This window comes from Photobacterium sp. SKA34, from assembly GCF_000153325.1.
Classification (GTDB): domain Bacteria; phylum Pseudomonadota; class Gammaproteobacteria; order Enterobacterales; family Vibrionaceae; genus Photobacterium.
In genome coordinates, this window is sequence record NZ_CH724143.1 from 126979 (window position 1) to 144016 (window position 17038).

Annotated in this window: 11 protein-coding genes, 1 tRNA gene, 2 rRNA genes and 3 other annotated features; of the genes, 3 read left to right on the top strand and 11 right to left on the bottom strand. The window is 42.7% G+C overall.

From position 1 onward, the window contains the following. Nucleotides 1-165: a sequence feature (23S ribosomal RNA rRNA prediction is too short), on the top strand. 19 nt (nucleotides 166-184) lie between these two features. Beyond that, nucleotides 185-344: a sequence feature (23S ribosomal RNA rRNA prediction is too short), on the top strand. Between the two features lie 19 nt (nucleotides 345-363). Continuing rightward, nucleotides 364-629: a sequence feature (23S ribosomal RNA rRNA prediction is too short), on the top strand. A gap of 131 nt (nucleotides 630-760) precedes the next feature. From rrf (SKA34_RS13645) to SKA34_RS13655, 3 genes are all read left to right on the top strand, one after another. Beyond that, nucleotides 761-876: ribosomal RNA gene (gene rrf, locus SKA34_RS13645) — 5S ribosomal RNA — on the top strand. Between the two features lie 47 nt (nucleotides 877-923). Further along, a 5S ribosomal RNA gene (gene rrf / locus SKA34_RS13650) occupies nucleotides 924-1039 on the top strand. 33 nt (nucleotides 1040-1072) lie between these two features. Further along, nucleotides 1073-1149, top strand: a tRNA-Asp gene (locus SKA34_RS13655). 255 nt (nucleotides 1150-1404) lie between these two features. Here SKA34_RS13655 and SKA34_RS13660 read toward each other — a convergent pair. The 11 genes from SKA34_RS13660 to SKA34_RS13710 form a co-directional block, all read right to left on the bottom strand. After that, complete coding sequence (locus SKA34_RS13660) at nucleotides 1405-1791, bottom strand: hypothetical protein (RefSeq protein ID WP_006646119.1); 387 nt, start codon at nucleotides 1789-1791, stop codon at nucleotides 1405-1407. Between the two features lie 242 nt (nucleotides 1792-2033). Further along, a complete protein-coding gene (locus SKA34_RS13665; protein WP_006646120.1) occupies nucleotides 2034-3446 on the bottom strand; it encodes a phosphoglucomutase/phosphomannomutase family protein in 1413 nt (470 codons plus the stop codon). 62 nt (nucleotides 3447-3508) lie between these two features. Beyond that, nucleotides 3509-5914: a GH36-type glycosyl hydrolase domain-containing protein gene (locus SKA34_RS13670; protein ID WP_006646121.1), complete on the bottom strand. Its 2406-nt coding sequence runs from the start codon at nucleotides 5912-5914 to the stop codon at nucleotides 3509-3511. Nucleotides 5915-5955: 41 nt separating this feature from the next. Next, nucleotides 5956-7884 carry a beta-N-acetylhexosaminidase gene (locus SKA34_RS13675; protein WP_006646122.1) on the bottom strand — a complete coding sequence of 643 codons (1929 nt, stop codon included), beginning with the start codon at nucleotides 7882-7884 and terminating at the stop codon, nucleotides 5956-5958. A 9-nt stretch (nucleotides 7885-7893) separates the two neighbouring features. Beyond that, nucleotides 7894-8778: a BadF/BadG/BcrA/BcrD ATPase family protein gene (locus SKA34_RS13680; protein WP_006646123.1), complete on the bottom strand. Its 885-nt coding sequence runs from the start codon at nucleotides 8776-8778 to the stop codon at nucleotides 7894-7896. Then, complete coding sequence (locus tag SKA34_RS13685; RefSeq protein WP_006646125.1) at nucleotides 8771-10507, bottom strand: glycoside hydrolase family 9 protein; 1737 nt, start codon at nucleotides 10505-10507, stop codon at nucleotides 8771-8773. Before SKA34_RS13685 ends, SKA34_RS13680 begins: the two co-directional genes overlap by 8 nt. Before the next feature lie 109 nt (nucleotides 10508-10616). Further along, entirely contained in the window at nucleotides 10617-11612 is a 996-nt protein-coding gene (locus SKA34_RS13690) for an ABC transporter ATP-binding protein (RefSeq protein WP_006646126.1), read from the bottom strand. Nucleotides 11613-11642: 30 nt separating this feature from the next. After that, a complete protein-coding gene (locus tag SKA34_RS13695; protein ID WP_006646127.1) occupies nucleotides 11643-12614 on the bottom strand; it encodes an ABC transporter ATP-binding protein in 972 nt (323 codons plus the stop codon). Further along, nucleotides 12614-13648 (bottom strand): ABC transporter permease, encoded by a 1035-nt coding sequence (locus SKA34_RS13700; RefSeq protein ID WP_006646128.1) that lies wholly within the window; start codon nucleotides 13646-13648, stop codon nucleotides 12614-12616. The genes SKA34_RS13695 and SKA34_RS13700 overlap by 1 nt, the downstream gene beginning before the upstream one ends. Nucleotides 13649-13650: 2 nt before the next feature. Beyond that, on the bottom strand, nucleotides 13651-14637 hold the full coding sequence (locus tag SKA34_RS13705; protein WP_006646129.1) for an ABC transporter permease: 987 nt from the start codon (nucleotides 14635-14637) through the stop codon (nucleotides 13651-13653). Between the two features lie 148 nt (nucleotides 14638-14785). Beyond that, nucleotides 14786-16462: an ABC transporter substrate-binding protein gene (locus SKA34_RS13710; RefSeq protein ID WP_006646130.1), complete on the bottom strand. Its 1677-nt coding sequence runs from the start codon at nucleotides 16460-16462 to the stop codon at nucleotides 14786-14788. Between the last annotated feature and the right edge of the window lie 576 nt (nucleotides 16463-17038).

Here is a 17038-nt window from a genome sequence, read left to right on the forward strand (position 1 = left end):
CCCAAAGAGTAACGGAGGAGCACGAAGGTGGGCTAATCACGGTCGGACATCGTGAGGTTAGTGCAATGGCATAAGCCCGCTTGACTGCGAGAATGACAATTCGAGCAGGTGCGAAAGCAGGTCATAGTGATCCGGTGGTTCTGAATGGAAGGGCCATCGCTCAACGGATAAAAGGTACTCCGGGGATAACAGGCTGATACCGCCCAAGAGTTCATATCGACGGCGGTGTTTGGCACCTCGATGTCGGCTCATCACATCCTGGGGCTGAAGTCGGTCCCAAGGGTATGGCTGTTCGCCATTTAAAGTGGTACGCGAGCTGGGTTTAGAACGTCGTGAGACAGTTCGGTCCCTATCTGCCGTGGGCGTTGGATGATTGAGAGGGGCTGCTCCTAGTACGAGAGGACCGGAGTGGACGAACCGCTGGTGTTCGGGTTGTGTCGCCAGACGCATTGCCCGGTAGCTAAGTTCGGAATCGATAACCGCTGAAAGCATCTAAGCGGGAAGCGAGCCTCAAGATGAGTCATCCCTAGACCTTTAAGGTCTCTAAAGGGTTGTTGAAGACTACAACGTTGATAGGTCAGGTGTGTAAGTGCTGCGAGGCATTGAGCTAACTGATACTAATTGCCCGTGAGGCTTAACCATACAACACCCAAGGGGTTTTTATACGGACTCCAAGTACACTTGAACGTGTAGAGAACAACTAGTTAGATTTTCCCAGATTGCTATTTATTGTCGATGACAATAAATAAACCCGAATTTGCTTGGCGACCATAGCGTTATGGACCCACCTGATCCCATGCCGAACTCAGTAGTGAAACGTAATAGCGCCGATGGTAGTGTGGGGTCTCCCCATGTGAGAGTAGGACATCGCCAGGCTTTAAATTTTAGTTTTTGTTGTTATAACAAGAACGGTAAAGAATTTACTTAGCAACCATAGCGCAGCAGTACCACCTGATCCCATGCCGAACTCAGAAGTGAAATGTTGTAGCGCCGATGGTAGTGTGGGGCCTCCCCATGTGAGAGTAGGACATTGCTAAGTTCTCAATTGCATTATGCTGAATAGACACGCTGCGGAGCGGTAGTTCAGTTGGTTAGAATACCGGCCTGTCACGCCGGGGGTCGCGGGTTCGAGTCCCGTCCGCTCCGCCAATTCTTAGAAGCCTCGCTAATCATAGCGGGGCTTTTTTTCGTCTATGGTAAATATTAATTGTCTATTAATGAAAAAGCCCTGCTTGAAGTCACAGGGCTTTGGTTCTGTTTTAGTTGTCATTGAAAATAGTTAAGATGATGTGTGATACCTCCTTTCCTACTTTATCTGAGCTTTAATAAGTAAAGCTCTGAGCTTTGGTAATGTTATCGTTGTTGGTTATGTTTACCTCCTTGCTCTTATTTCAATGTTATAACTTAAACTTGTTCATAGAGACCTGTATGTAATATCTCCTTTTGTTGACTATCACTACGATCACGACGATATGCACGGTAACGTGATGCTAGGTAGGTAATGAGAGCTGAAAAAACAGTATAAGCAACTAAGAAAGTGATTGGTGAATGAATAACGTTGTTAGAAAAGACCCAAATAACGCCACTGATAGTGATAGCTAATTTTGTGAATACAGCAAGTACAAGGTAACTCATGACATATTGAGGCTGGCGAATTGCTTGATAAGCAATGAAATAACTTATTCCAACCGCGATAATGGCAAGGCTAAAACCTACTGTAAATGAGTGGAAATGTTCGGTGAAAAATATGGCTAAAAGAATAGCTATGATACTAAAGATGATCTTTTTCATACCGATTTCCTTGAGTGCGATAAATTTAACGCCTATTAATAATGGACTAAAAATCGCTATTTTTGTGTGATTGAGCTATTTATATTTATTTCTAGATGGGCTTATTACTATAAATGGGCTGGATGTCAAATTTTCATATGGAGGGAAATGGAGTGAAAGAAGATAAAAGAAAAGGGTAACTGAATGGTTACCCTCTAGCAAAGATCAGCGGTGTGATCTGCTAAAACAACAGCTATGATTGTTTAAACAGCAAGGAATGCTTTAAATTGAGCAAGTACGGCCTCTGCTTGCGTTTGATCTTCCATTTCTATGAATAAGCGCAGTAACGGTTCTGTGCCTGAGAAGCGTGCAATCGCCCATCCGCCATTTTTAAAGTAGACTTTCGCACCATCAGCGTAACTGACTTTTTCAATCTCGTAGTTGAAATCAGGTAGTGATTTTTCAATGTAGATTTTGTTATATAGACGCTCACGATCAGCAGCTTTAAAGGTGCAGTCACCTTCTGCTGTGTAGGCATAGCCAAAGCGACCATAAATTTCATAAAGTAATTCAGATAACTTCTTACCTGTTGAGCTGATCATTTCGACCAGTAAGCTTGATGCGAAAACACCATCTTTACCTTTGATATGACCACGGATTGTTAGGCCACCAGAGCTTTCGCCACCAATAAGAGAATCATCTGCTTCCATTTGTGAGCTAATATGCTTAAAGCCTACAGGTACTTCAAATGATTTCTCGCCATAAGCTTCTGCAACTTTATCTAAAAGGTGGGTAGTTGCGATATTACGTACTACCGATCCTTTCCAGCCCTTATACTCAAGCATGTAGTAATACAGCAGTAGTAGTACTTCATTCGGGTGAATAAAGTTACCTTTCTCATCAATAATACCTAAACGATCGGCATCACCATCAGTACCAATACCGATGTCATAACCTTCGTGAGCGACAAGATGCTTTAAACGGTAAAGCGTTGCAGCACTCGGAGATGGCATTAAACCACCAAACCCTGGATTTTCACTATCGTTGATCACGTCAACATCACAGCGAGCACTGATCAGTACAGTTTGTAGTGCATTTTTTGCCACTCCAAACATAGGATCGATAAGAACGCGAAGGTTTGCTTTTTTTATCGCTTCCATGTCGATGAAATCGATAATTGAGTCAACGAACTCGTTCATTGGATTAATGATTTCAACTAACTTATCGTTTTGTGCTTGTTCAAAATCAACAAGTTTAACATCTGCATCGGTTAACACTGCGATTTGTTGTTCAATCTTTTGAGTAATGATTTCATCAGCATCACGACCGCCTTCAATGAAGACTTTGATGCCGTTGTAATCTGCGGGATTGTGAGACGCAGTAATACAAGCTGAATATGTCGCACCTGTTTGTTTGGCTTTAAACATCACCACAGGGGTTGGTACGAATTTATTGATAAAGCTACATTTAATGTTGTTACCCGCTAAAACTTCAGCAAACCAGATTGCGGCTTTATCGGATAGAAAACGACGGTCGTAACCAATAATGAAACCATTTTCAGTCACTGATTCTTTGATCATGATGTTAGCAAGGCCTTGAGCTACTAAGCGAACATTTGCTTGAGTAAACTCTTCACCAATGAAGGCACGCCATCCACCTGTTCCAAACTGAATCATGGAGGAACTCCTATTTCTCTCTCAAATAAAAAGAGGGAGGTGAATTCACCTCCCTAACCGTTTTAGCCCATTACTACTGTAACAGTATTGGTTGTGCCTTCAGCTTGCGGAGCAATTGCGCCTTCGACTGTTTCACCGTTTAGCGTAATAAATTTAACGCCTTTACTTACCCCATTTGGGTTTTCAACTTTAATGTTGTAAGTCGCGCCACGCCATTCACGAGTCACTTCAAAACCAGGCCAGCTTGTTGGAATACAAGGGTTAACAGTTAGACCTGCAAAGCCTGTTTGTACACCTAGGATAAAGTTAGTCACGGCAAAATATGCCCAACCAGATGTACCTGTTAACCATGGGTGGTTTGCACGACCGTGATCTTGGTGATCACGTCCCATGATGAACTGAACGTATGAGTAAGGTTCTGCAATACGTTTCTCAATGATGTCGTTTTGGTTGTACGGGTTAAGTGCATCGTAGAACTTCATTGCGCGATCACCACGACCTAGTTTCGCTTCAGCTACCCATGCCCATGGGTTTGGATGCGAGAAGATAGCACCGTTTTCTTTCACGCCTTGATATACGCGCGTAACGAAACCGATATCATCATTAGGGGTTGCGAATGATGGTGCATTTAGGTGTAGACCGTATTCAGAGAATAGGTTTTCATCAACAGCATCCATTGCTTTCTCACCACGATCTTGTGATGCCATACCTGAAAGCACTGCTAGAGTATTTGACTCTAAGTGAATACGACCTTCAGTTTGTTGCGCCGTACCGATCTTGTCACCGTCTTTAGTTAGACCACGGATGTACCAGCCACCTTCGTCATCCCAGAGGTGTTTTTCGCACGCTTCACGTACGTTTGCTGCCATTTCAGTGTATTTAGCAACATCTGCGTCTTTACCTTGATGCTTAGCAAGCTCGATGAATTCTTGTAGTGCCCAGAAGTGAAGGAATGACACCATTGCTGACTCACCGCCACCAAGGTTTAGACAGTCATTCCAGTCTGCACGAAGACCTTTACAGATACCGGTACGACCTACATATTCTGCTGAGAAATCGAGTGCGGCTTTCATGTGATCATAAACAGATGCATGACCACCATCAGCGTATGGGATCACTTCGTCAATGAAGCTCTCTTCACCTGTTTCTGTTACGTACTTACAGATTGTTGGTACTATCCATAGGTGGTCATCAGAACAGGTATCTTCGATACCGTGGATCTTATCTGCATCACTTGGGGTTGGAACAACTGTTGGTGATTTTGATGGCTCAACATCAGCCATGTCTGGATCAAACCAATCAGGATCAAATAGGTGTAGGCCGTAACCTGCTTTAACTTGGCCACGTAGTAAGTCAACAAGACGCTTACGTGTCATATCTGGATTTGAATGAGGAACCGAGATTGCATCTTGTGCAGTATCACGGTAACCAAGACCTGTACGGCCGCCAACTTCAATAAATGATGCGAAGCGTGACCAAACAACACATGTTTCAGCTTGGTATAGTGTCCATGCGTTGATCATCGCATCTAGACCTTCGTTCGGTGATGTCACCTTGAACTTGTTACAACGGCTGTTCCAGTGTTCTTTAATTTCAGCAAATGCAGCATCGACCGCAGCAGCATCTTGGTATTTTTGACGTAGGCGTTGACCTTCGTTTTTACCGACACCTAGGATGTAGCTAAAGCGAACTTCTTCACCCGGTTGGATAGTAAATTGCTTGTGTAGGGAACCACACTGGTTGTAACAGGTTTGTACGTGGTTAGAACAACGCCCTTTTTCAACTGCTATCGGGTTGGCTTCATCACGGTAAGCACCAAGGAAAGTGTCACGTTGACCATCATAGCTATCAGGATCAAAAGTAGAAGCGAGGTAGTAGAAACCTTCTTTCTCATTGGTGTTGTAGTAAAGGTCGTATTCAATCACACCGTCTTCATAAGATGTACCTGCTGAGTAAAGGCTCATCTGGTGGTTTTGGTTATCAGATTGAATGTGGCTGAAAGAGAACTCAACAAATGAGAAGGCACTAATAGTGCGTACTTCATCTGTGGTGTTTTTAATTACAACATCCCAAACTTCAGCATCTTCACCTTTTGGTACGAATAATGTCTTGGTTGCTTCAATGCCATTGTAGGCACACTTAAACTTAGAGTAAGAGAGGCCATGACGCACTTCATACGATGCTTCATCTAGGCTTTTTGCTACTGGCTGCCATGAGATTGACCAGTAATCACCCGTCGCATCATCACGAAGGTATACGTAGTGTCCTGGGCGATCAAATGTCGCATTTGGACGGAATTTAGTGACGCGATTATATTCTGGAGATTTGTAGAATGAGTAACCACCTGCGTTTTGTGAAATTACTGTACAGAATTTCTCTGTACCTAAGTAATTTGTCCATGGTGCTGGAACATCAGGACGAGTGATAACATATTCTCTGTTGTCGTTGTCAAAATAACCGTATTTCATTGCTTTTTAATCCTTAAAAAATTTCACTCTACTGTGCGTGGTTATTCACAGTGGCGGTAATTAATACCCGCCTTGTCCAGGTAGCTAAGTTGACCTTTTAAACGTGCTTTGAAGTCATCCCAGTTACGATGTTTTGGGTCGCTCCAGCAAATCTCCGAGACTGCCAGTAAGCGGGGGTAAATCATATATTCAAATCGGCTTTGGTTATTTACTAATTCTGACCAAAGGGCGGTTTGAATGCCTAAAATGTGCTGCCGCTCAGAATTTTCCTTGGATAGATCACTGAGTGGGTAATAATTGTAAACTTTATCGAGGGGTAACTTTCCAGCCCAGTCAAAACCTGCCTCATCAGCGGAATAGCCTTGAGCTAAATCTAAGTAAGTCGCTTGCGCTGGTTGCATCACAATGTCGTAGCCTTTTTGGATACATTCCAATCCAGCCTGTTCACTTTGCCATGAGAAGATGATGGTATTTTTACTGACCTTCTCACCATGGGTTGCTTCTTCCCAACCCATCATGCGCTTACCTTTACCTTCTAGTACTTCTTCGGCAAAACGTAATAGGTGTCCTTGTAGCTCTTTGGGATCGTGATAGTCATGCTCAGCCATGAATTTTTGGCAAGCGGGACTATCAGTCCAAACACCAACAGGGACTTCATCTGCACCAATATGAACGAAAGGTGCGGGGAATAGATAGCAAATCTCAGAAAGTACATTGCTAATAAAGCTGTAAGTGCCTTTTAGTGCAGGAGATAAGATGTTGTCGTTATAGTTTTGAATGCTGCGATAAACAGATTTATCATCTGGATCAATCAACAAATCAGGGAGTGATAAAATAGCAGCACGACAGTGGCCTGGGATATCAATCTCAGGAATAATCATGATCCCACGATCAGTGGCATATGCAATGACGTCACGAATTTCTTGTTTTGAATAAAATCCACCATAGCGCTGAGCAATATGGCTAAACTGAGGAGCGATCACTTCATTTGGACCACGCCAAGCACCGATACGAGTGAGTTCAGGGTATGCATCAATTTCAACGCGCCAGCCTTCATCATCGGTTAAATGCCAATGAAAAGTATTAAATTTGTAGCGCGCTAGTTGATCAATAAGGTGCTTTATACGCTCAACAGGGTGAAAGTGGCGACCACAATCGAGCATCATACCGCGATAGCCAAAATGCGGTTTATCATTAATATCTACCATTGGGAGCTGGTAGGTGCTATCAGCTTGATGCGAGGGTTTACTTGGTATTAATTGAAGTAAGCTTGAAGTCGCATAGACAAAACCAGATGCTGAATTGGCTTGGATCCAGACGTTATCGTTTTCAATTAGTAAGCGATAGCCTTCATCTACAAGGTCTTTATTTACAGCATAATGAATATTACCTTGCTGATTAATTGATACGTTTTCATTCAATAAGGTATTGAGCTCTGCTTGTAACCAATTTACTGCACCTTGCGCTAATGTGGGTGGTGTTGAAATTGCAGTATGTTGGTTTATATGAAAAGAGCCCTGTAATTGCGTTATTTTGTTAGGTTTAGGGATCAAAGCAATATCAGCCGCTTCGACTGGTAGCGGTGTGTTATAGCGTTCAACAGCAGGTTGATCGAGATTGATAGTACTGATGTCGACTTTTAATGGCTTAATGTATTCAGCGGTCGATGCTAATGAGATAAATGCATCTAAAATACCGTCGTCATAAAGTGTAAATGGTGCAGTACCGACCGTGAATTCGGTATAAAAAAGACCATTTGCAGGCAAATTGTCCGTTGCTGTTAATGTACAGTAACTCCCCGTTTGGCTGATAGTACCTTTGCTTAACGTCTCGGCTCTAACGAAACGATTAAACAAAAAGTGTAATGACCAATTTTGTAGTGGAGTATCGGTTAAATTATGTAAGCTTAATGCAAAACGAGATTCGTTTTCTTTTTTATCGATTACAGTTAAATCAAGGCGGTAACTCATTATTCCCCCTTAAAGCTTATATAAATCGTGATTACTACGTGCCATAGCAATCGCGCCATCCATAGCATCACCTTGCGGTGTTGCTATACGTTGCTGCATAGGTGGTACTAACCATGCGTGAATACGTTCTGCAATGCTGCCCATGAGGCAAATTTTGTCAGCGCCACGCATAACTAATGCATTCATCCACATTTCTATATCGCGCGCTGTTTGCGATAGCATATCTATCGCGAGTTTATCGCCTTGTGCAGCATGGGCAAAAATGCTCGGTGAAAATTGAGCATAATCACAAGGACGCGCTGCTTTTGACCACAATACGACATTGTCGATATCATGATTAAAATATTCGAGTACTGAACGAGCAAGTGGTGTTTGTTCAACAATACCATCAACACTTAATAGTACTTGTTGAATCAAGCGCAGCCCCATAACAGCACCGCCACCTTGATCTGAAATTGGGAATTCACGACCGCCAACCACATGCTGTTGACCATCTTTTAATAAGATCCCACAAGAGCCTGTACCGGCAATTAAAATTGCGCCATCTTTACCGCCCCAAGCTCCTAAACAAGCGCCATACGCATCGGTATTTAATGTCATAGCACCGTAAGGGTTGGGGTGATTCATGAAGTTATACCAAGCTTCTTGTTGTTCAGCGCCTGCGAGTGCTAGGCCTACTGACATATAACGAAAATCGCTATTATTAAGGTTTGCCTGGCTGGCCGCTGTTGCTATCGCATCATTGAGCGACGCCATAGCAACGCTACTGCCTAATAGAATATTCGCACTACCCGTTTTTGCTTCACCTAAAGTATTACCATCGAGATCACAGATGCGTGCACGGCAAGATGTACCGCCGCCGTCAACGCCAACTAAGTAACGAATATCAGCCATGGCAACGCTCCTTAAACTGCATCGTAATTGCAAGTAAGTACCAGCCACCATGTGGGATCCATTGTTCACCCCAGCGCCAGTTTTGGAGCATGTCATCCTTTTGGCCTTCTGGATTGAATGCGATGTCGTCTTCGTTTTCAAAGCCTGAAGTGATGCCGTTACAAACGCCGCCTTTTGCGTTACTGAACCCTAAGTGAGGTAAGTAATCTGGGTTGTTATGACCATGACCATCTAACATACACATGTCATACGGGTTTAAACCGACTATCCAGTCAAGAGAGCGTTGACCAAATTGCATTAATCCTTGGCGTAATGTTGGGTCTTGAACATAGTCTTGTGCCATAAAAGCCATGGTTGCTAATGACGCGAGACGTGCATTTTCACCTTGCCACCAGTAACCTGACTCATTGTTATGAGAAACAAAGAAAGCCGTTTTCTTTTCACCATCTATTGCTTTGGTGTATTGGCGAGGGTAGTGAAATGGGTTATTTACTTCTTTTGTAATCGCTAACTCAAAATTCAGTGCATTACATAGCACTTGTTCAATTGGCTGTTTGAAATTGGAGTCTGTTTCTGCACTTAAATATTGCATTAGAGCAATGGCTGGAAGACCTGCTTCAGCTGCATGGAAATAAGGACGTTCACCGTTTTCAGTCGCAGACCAGAAATATTTAATATTCTCATCTGACATTTGGCGCTTAGCCAAACGTGCAGCCCACTCTCGCATTTCTACTAAATAGCGATCTTGGTGAGTACTACGGAATAACTCAACGGCGGCTAATAAGGCACAATATTCATCAATAATATTTTCCGTACTATCGTTTAAGTATCCAATATTGTGTTGTTTTAAATGCCAATAGCCAAGTTCAGCCGCTTGAAGGTAACGCTCGGTATCGATGCCAGTGAAAGTGCCTAAGCGAGTGCTTGATTCTAGTTTAGCAATACGAGAGAGCGTAGCTAATGCTGCAATGGTAACCCCACCACCTTGACGGAAGCCGGCTTGATAATCGTCTGACTTGATGCCTTCTTGAGTTGAATAAGCACAGATATCACGCTGTTGTGGGGATTTGCTCCATTTGTCGAATACCGTCATATAGAAATAGCCCTGCGCGTGTTGCATGCGCAGTAAGAAATCGGCACCGAAAGTGGCTTCTTCAAGTAAACGTACACGAGTAAAGTCTGCAATATCGTCTTGATTATCTAACTCGTCATAGGCTTTTAGCATGTTCCACACAATCATTGGGGTTTGTTGTGGATTTAAAAAATTACTAAAAGATAAGTGGCTTAGATACTTACTCACATCGCCTGATGCATCGTACCAACCTCCGTGAACATCTACGGTTTCATCTGAATTGAGTACAACAGCATTTTTATCTGCTTGATTAAAAATACCGCTACAACGTTGAGATTTAAAGTAGTGCAGAACATCACTAAAGGTTTGTTGCATTAACACACCTTCAGCAATGGCAAAAACAGTTGATTCGCTGTTTGCGTAGCGAATACGGAACTCACCAAGTTGTTGGCAAGAAGAGAAGTCAATAAGGTAAATATTACCAGTATGCCATTGCGCTATGTTGTCATAGGCATGTAATGGCAGCTGCATGATAGTGGTGTTCGTCTGGTTACACACAAGCTCAGCAGTACCGGTTAAAGTCTGAGAGTTAGTTTGTAATAAAGCGTGTTTTACGTTGAAACGCTCATAGCCCAGATGGTTAGTTAACAGCTGCATGGATCCTCCTAATGTCGCCAAATAAAGGTGGTTTCAGCATTGTGAAACCACCATTTAACAGCTGAGGCGACCAATAACGCAGATAGTCGTTTTTAGTAACGAGCTATTATTAATTTTCGTATAAGTAACAACGTACAAAGTGGTTATCAGATAACTGAGTCACCCCCGGTAGTTTTTCACGGCACTTATCGGTAACGTGAGTACAGCGACCTGCAAATGGGCAACCAGCGCTTTCTGGTGTCCATAACGGGATTTCGCCTTTGTTACCTTTTAATTTTTCATGAATAGACTTACTTGGATCTGGCACTGCTGATACAAGTAACTGGGTATACGGGTGTTGTGGATCGTGAATGATCTCTTCCGTATCGCCCCATTCAACCATGTGCCCAACGTACATGACGGCGAGATCTTCAGCAATGTAACGTGCTGTTGCGATATCGTGGGTGATGTAGAGCAGTGCCATTTCACGCTCAAATTTCATTTCTTCCATCAGGTTTAGTACACCTGCACGGATAGAAACATCGAGCATTGATGTTGGTTCATCAGCAAGTACGACTTCAGCACCCACAGCAATGTTACGCGCTAAGTTAACACGTTGACGTTGACCGCCAGACAGCTGGTGGGGGAATTTCGCAGCGGTCTCTTTAGGCGGGATCAAGCCAACTTGTTCAAGTAAGTTGTAAACCGTCTCTTCTAACTCTTTTTTATTGCCTGACTTCACTTTGTTGTGGATCAGTAACGGACGAGCAATATGGTGGAAAATAGTATGAGTAGGGTTTAAAGAACCGAATGGGTCTTGCCATACCATTTGCACACCTTGGCGATACTTCATTAAGTCATCATGTTTAGTGATTGACTGGATATCACGACCAAAATATTCAATTGTGCCATCTGTTGGCGCGTACATTTTTGCAATCATTTTCGCAGTCGTTGATTTACCAGAACCTGATTCACCAACAACTGAAAGACCACGACTTTTGTACATTTTGAAAGACACGTCGTTGATTGCACGCATCTTTGATTTCTTTAATGAATTACTGTTAACGGAAAAATCTTTAATTAGATTTTTACCTTCAATAATTGGATTTCCGACAGGTTTGCTCATAATGCCTCCTAAATACTGCCTATTATTTTATTAACCACGTTTAGTGAATAGGTGGCAGTTTGATAAACGTCCTGGTTCAATTTGTGTCAATTGGGTTGGTGTTTTAAAACAAGCATCGGTTGTTTTGCTACAGCGTGCTTGGAAACGACAACCTTGTGGTACTTCTAGTAAGTTCAATGGGTTACCAGGAATACCTGTTAACTTTGTTTTTGGACCAGTTAGAGGAGGAAATGAGCTACCCAAGCCCTCTGTATATGGGTGAAACGGTGTTTCTAGAATTTGCTTAGAAGGGGCAACTTCAATTAATTCACCTGAATACATAATGCCGATACGGTCAGAGAACTCGACCATTAATGACAAGTCATGGGTGATGAATAGGATTGAGAAACCAAATTCTTCTTTTAATGCATAAATCTTTTGTAGAATTTCACGTTGAACCACAACATCAAGAGCTGTTGTTGGCTCATCCATGATGATCATCTTAGGGTTTAGCGCAAGAGCAATCGCGATAACCAAACGTTGACGCATACCACCAGAGAACTGATGAGGGTAATCGCGTAAACGGCTAGGGTGGATATCAACGATTTCTAATAGTCCTTCAGCACGGCGAACCGCTTGCTGACGAGACATATTGGTGTGGCGCATGATTACGTCACAAAATTGATCTTCCATGGTTAAAACAGGGTTCAAAGCATTCATTGCGCTTTGGAACACCATCGACATTTCGCTCCAACGGAAAGCGGACATTGCCGCATCCGATTTCTTTAAAATGTCACCGTGCCCTTCAAAAATCACTTCACCACCGGTAATAAATGCTGGCGGCTTATGCAGACGCATTAGTGAGAAGGCAACTGTGGACTTGCCACAGCCTGATTCTCCTGCAAGGCCGAAAATTTCACCTTTACCAATATCAAAGCTAACATTATTGACAGCGCGAACATCACCTGCATCTGTAATGTAATCAACACACAAGTTACGAATTGAGATTTGTGGATTGGTCATTATTTATCTCCCCCTTGTAGGGCTGGCTGAGGAGCGTCCACAGCGTTTTCTTCTTTGGCATTCTTAGCATTTTCTTTTGCTAAGTTTTTCCAGCGGCGCATGCCTTTGTGAGAACGTAACTGCGGGTTAGCAATTTCATCTACAGCAAAGTTAAGCATTGCAAGACCAACAGCAATCAGTGTTAGTGCAATACATGGTGCTAATAGCTCCCACCAAGCGCCAACTAGCATTGAAGATGATGTTTGTACGTTGTACAGCATCACACCCCAGCTTACTGAATTTGGATCGCCTAAGCCTAAGAATGACAGTGTTGCTTCAGTCATGATGGCAAGCATTACCGAGCCAATGAAACTTGCACCAACAATTGAGATTAGGTTTGGTAGAATTTCAACAAAGATAATACGCCATGATGATTCACCTAATACTTCTGCCGCTTTTACAAATTCTTTTTCACGTAGCGATAAGGTCTGCGCTCGAACAACACGTGCGCCCCATGCCCAGGAGGTCATGGCGATAACCACCGCAATCGTTAGCGGACCAGCTTGTCCAATAAAGGCCGCGATAACAAACAGTAAGGGTAGTTGTGGCATAACCAGCATGATATTCATTGCCGCGGTTAATATTTCATCAACTTTACCGCCAAAGTAACCTGCTGAGATACCGATGATGGTTGCTAAGAAACACACCATGAAACCTGCACCAAAACCTACTGCAAGTGAAGTACGCGCGCCATATACTAGTTGAGACCAGATATCACGACCCATACGTGATGTGCCTAATACGTGCTCTGCATCTTTTGACATCAACAGACGACGCTTGTTATCAGCTAAGTTTTCAGCTACCCAACCATCTGGATTATCCTGTGCCGCTTTTACTACAAACGAAGGGTACTCGTGAGGTTTACCTGTTCGTTTGTCTGGTGAGTACTGGGTAATAAGTGGAGCAAAAATAGCACCTAGAACAAATATAGTGATGATGCCTAGGCCAAACATTGCCTTAGGATTACCTGATAATAATTTAAATAAGGCTTTCATAATTATTTGCCTCCTTTACGTAGGCGAGGGTCTAGCACAACGATCAGGATGTCGGCCATGAAGTTAAAGAACAGCATGAACATAGTCATAATAAGTAACTGACCTTGCAGAACTTGGTAGTCACGAGAGTGAATAGCATTAAGCATTACCGTACCAAGACCCGGGTAGTTAAAGATGATTTCAACAATTAGCTGACCACCGATAGCCATACCCAGTGCCATAGAAAGTGCAGTCACACTTGGTAGCATTGCGTTACGTGCTGCATAGTTAAAGACAACACGGTTTTCGCTTAAGCCCTTACCTTTTGCCATTGTGATGTAATCTTCGTTTAGCAGGTTGATCATATTATTACGCATATTGATCAAGAAGCCGCCAATTTGGATTACTGTGGCACAAAATAGTGGCAGAGCTGCGTGATAAAGCACATCTTTATAGAATGCCCAGCTAGACCAGTCAGGTATAATACCTGGAGTGTATGCATTACCAGTTGGGAACCAACGCAAGCCGAGGGCAAAGGTAAACATCACAAGCATTGCGATTACAACCGGTGGAACCGCTTGAATAACCAACATACCGGGGGAAATGAATGCATCATAAGTACTGCCGCGTTTCCATGCCGCGAAAATACCTAAAACAGAACCAATACAGAAAGAAATGATTACTGCAGAGCCGGCTAAAAATAGCGACCAACCTACAGCGCCACCTAGCAATTCATTAACTGATAGAGGATAAAATTTGATTGATGTACCTAGATTCCACGTAAATACGTTAGCTAGGTAGGTAAAATATTGCTCATACCAAGGGCCATCAACAAAGCCTAATAGCTTTTGCATTGCAGCAATACGCTCAGGTGTTACCTGTGCAGTTGCGTTTGCGAACATCATGGTAACTGGGTCACCTGGCATCGCACGCGGAAGAATAAAGTTTAGCGTTGCCGCGAAAATCAGCGCGATAAAATAAAACGATAAACGACGTAGAAAAAATCCCATAACTCACACCTTACACATCCAGCTTGCCTTCCTGAGCTGAATTCAGGACGTAAAACCCCCTGACGCAAGGCGCCATACCTTCTATAGAAGAAAGGATTGAGGGGAAGAGGCGGTGCACAAGGCATGCACCGCAAATATTAAGCAGATATTATGCTTTTGGTTTTAGATCCAGTACTTGAAGTAGACGCTCAGGAACACCAGCCCATACCATTGGACGGCCTTGAGGGTTCTTCTCATTCCACCAACCAGTGAAGCGAGATTCGTTGTATTGGAAGTTGCTTGCACCAGACATTACTGGAATCGTAATTTGATTTTCAGCGATGATTTTCTGGATGCCGTGAGCGATCTTCAACTGCTCATCTTTGTTAGCTGTTTTGTAGAAGCTGTCTAGTAGCGTGTCTAGCTCTGCATTCTTGAAGTAGTGCATAGCAAAACGAGGCATACCTTCACCAGATTGTAGGCGTGAGTTGTACGCGCTATCCCAGTATAGGTGTGGATCAGCACCGTGGAAGTAGTTTGTGTAAGCTACATCGTAAGTACCGTTTAGCATCGCTTCGTTGTAAACAGCGAAGTCAGGTGTACTTGCTTTCGCGTTAATACCTGCTTCTTGAAGCTGCTCTACACCTAGCTGTACAGTGTTGTTGAAGTCAGTCCAACCGTTTGGAGATTGAACTGTAAGTTCGATCTTCTTACCTGTTGGTGATTCTACAAAACCGTCGCCATCAGTATCTTTAAAGCCCGCTTTCGCTAGAAGCTCTTTAGCACCTTTCACATTGTATGTGTTAAATGCTTTGTACTTGTTGTGTACAGCTTCATCTGACCAAGTTTTGAAACCATCACCTAGACCTGACGCATAATCGTTAGGACTACCCGCACCGTAGAATGCGATATCGATAATTGTTTGACGGTCGATAGCCATTGAGAACGCACGACGGAAATCAACATTGTTGATTGCTTCTTTGTTACCCTCTTTTGGCGACTTGAAGTTCAACATGAATGATTGAGTACCCGCTGCTGGGTACCAGTATTTGTGATTTGGGTTTGCTGCAGCGTAAGTGCTGTCGATGTCAGGAATGAACGATGAAGTCCAATCTAGCTCAGAGTTAATGATTTTTGTTAGCAACTGATCGTTGTTCGCGATCTGAGGAACTCGTAGACAGTCAACGTCTAGGTTGTCGTTATCCCAGTAGTTAGGGTTACGACATTGAACGTATAGCTGAGGAGTAAATGTATCAATCTCAGTAAACGGACCTGTACCTACTGGGTTTTCGTTTGTGAAAGTTGTTGGGTTTTCAACTTTGCTCCAGATGTGCTTAGGCACTACTGGTACGAAAGAAATTTCGAAAGGTACGTTTGAATTTGCTTCAGAAAGGTTGAAGATAACTTTGTTACCATCTTGCTTAACTGATTTAACCCACTTGTTGATACCACGTTGGTCTAGCTCTGGATTACTCTTAAGTAAATCAAAAGAATAAACTACATCATCAGCAGAGAACGCTTTACCATCAGACCACTTTACGCCGTCACGAATTTCGAACGTTACTTGCATTAGGTCATCAGACATGTAGTAGTCTTTCGCCAAACGCATTACTGGCTTGTTACCTTTCATTTGGTTGAAAACAACCAATGGCTCGTAAACGAATTCAGTCGTAGTACGAAGATTTGTAGCTAGGAATGGGTTAAAGTTACGTACCATTGTAGGGTAAAAATCTGGTACGACTGTTAGCTGGCTTTTTTCCGCTGCAGATACTACTGGTGCTGTAAAAGCGGTTGCTGCTGCAACAACGGCAAGTGCTAACTTAGTTTTGTTAATATTGGCAAGCATAGCTGTTCCTTACTCTTAGCTCTGTTTCACTTAATGGAAATTAAAATTGCTCCATCATTGGAGCCCTTGAACTTACTTCATCGGAACTGAGTAACGCTGAACCGGTGAATGGCCTTGTAAGCTCTCAGTGGGTTAAATATTCGCTGTAATGGATAAATCGTCAATCAAGCTTCCCGTCAAAAACGTTAAAATAAACAATAACAACGTCAAAAACGTTAATTTCAGGTTTTGTTGTTATCGATAGGTAGATGTTAACTGTGTATTACATCACATTTTTCTCTGTCATTAACGAAATCACACCATGAATTAGTATGCGGTTAAGTGCTTGTTTTTTTTATTTATTTTTATTTTTTATTTTTCTATGGGGGCGTGTTTTTATAGTCGTTATTTCTGTGTGTAAAATTTATCGTCAATGTTTGTTGTGATTCGCTTCTCATAAACAAAAACTTATTACCTCTTCTATCGTTATGAACCTAAATTAGCTGAAGTTGCTTTAAAAATAGTCAAAAAATAGAGTGTGACCCATGTCATTTTTATGGTTTTAAATGCGATATTTTCTTATTAAAAAAAACAATT

Coding starts and splice junctions, on each gene's coding strand:
- SKA34_RS13660 (WP_006646119.1), bottom strand. CDS start 1,791: ATGAAAAAGATCATCTTTAGTATCATAGCTATTCTTTTAGCCATATTT.
- SKA34_RS13665 (WP_006646120.1), bottom strand. CDS start 3,446: ATGATTCAGTTTGGAACAGGTGGATGGCGTGCCTTCATTGGTGAAGAG.
- SKA34_RS13670 (WP_006646121.1), bottom strand. CDS start 5,914: ATGAAATACGGTTATTTTGACAACGACAACAGAGAATATGTTATCACT.
- SKA34_RS13675 (WP_006646122.1), bottom strand. CDS start 7,884: ATGAGTTACCGCCTTGATTTAACTGTAATCGATAAAAAAGAAAACGAA.
- SKA34_RS13680 (WP_006646123.1), bottom strand. CDS start 8,778: ATGGCTGATATTCGTTACTTAGTTGGCGTTGACGGCGGCGGTACATCT.
- SKA34_RS13685 (WP_006646125.1), bottom strand. CDS start 10,507: ATGCAGCTGTTAACTAACCATCTGGGCTATGAGCGTTTCAACGTAAAA.
- SKA34_RS13690 (WP_006646126.1), bottom strand. CDS start 11,612: ATGAGCAAACCTGTCGGAAATCCAATTATTGAAGGTAAAAATCTAATT.
- SKA34_RS13695 (WP_006646127.1), bottom strand. CDS start 12,614: ATGACCAATCCACAAATCTCAATTCGTAACTTGTGTGTTGATTACATT.
- SKA34_RS13700 (WP_006646128.1), bottom strand. CDS start 13,648: ATGAAAGCCTTATTTAAATTATTATCAGGTAATCCTAAGGCAATGTTT.
- SKA34_RS13705 (WP_006646129.1), bottom strand. CDS start 14,637: ATGGGATTTTTTCTACGTCGTTTATCGTTTTATTTTATCGCGCTGATT.
- SKA34_RS13710 (WP_006646130.1), bottom strand. CDS start 16,462: ATGCTTGCCAATATTAACAAAACTAAGTTAGCACTTGCCGTTGTTGCA.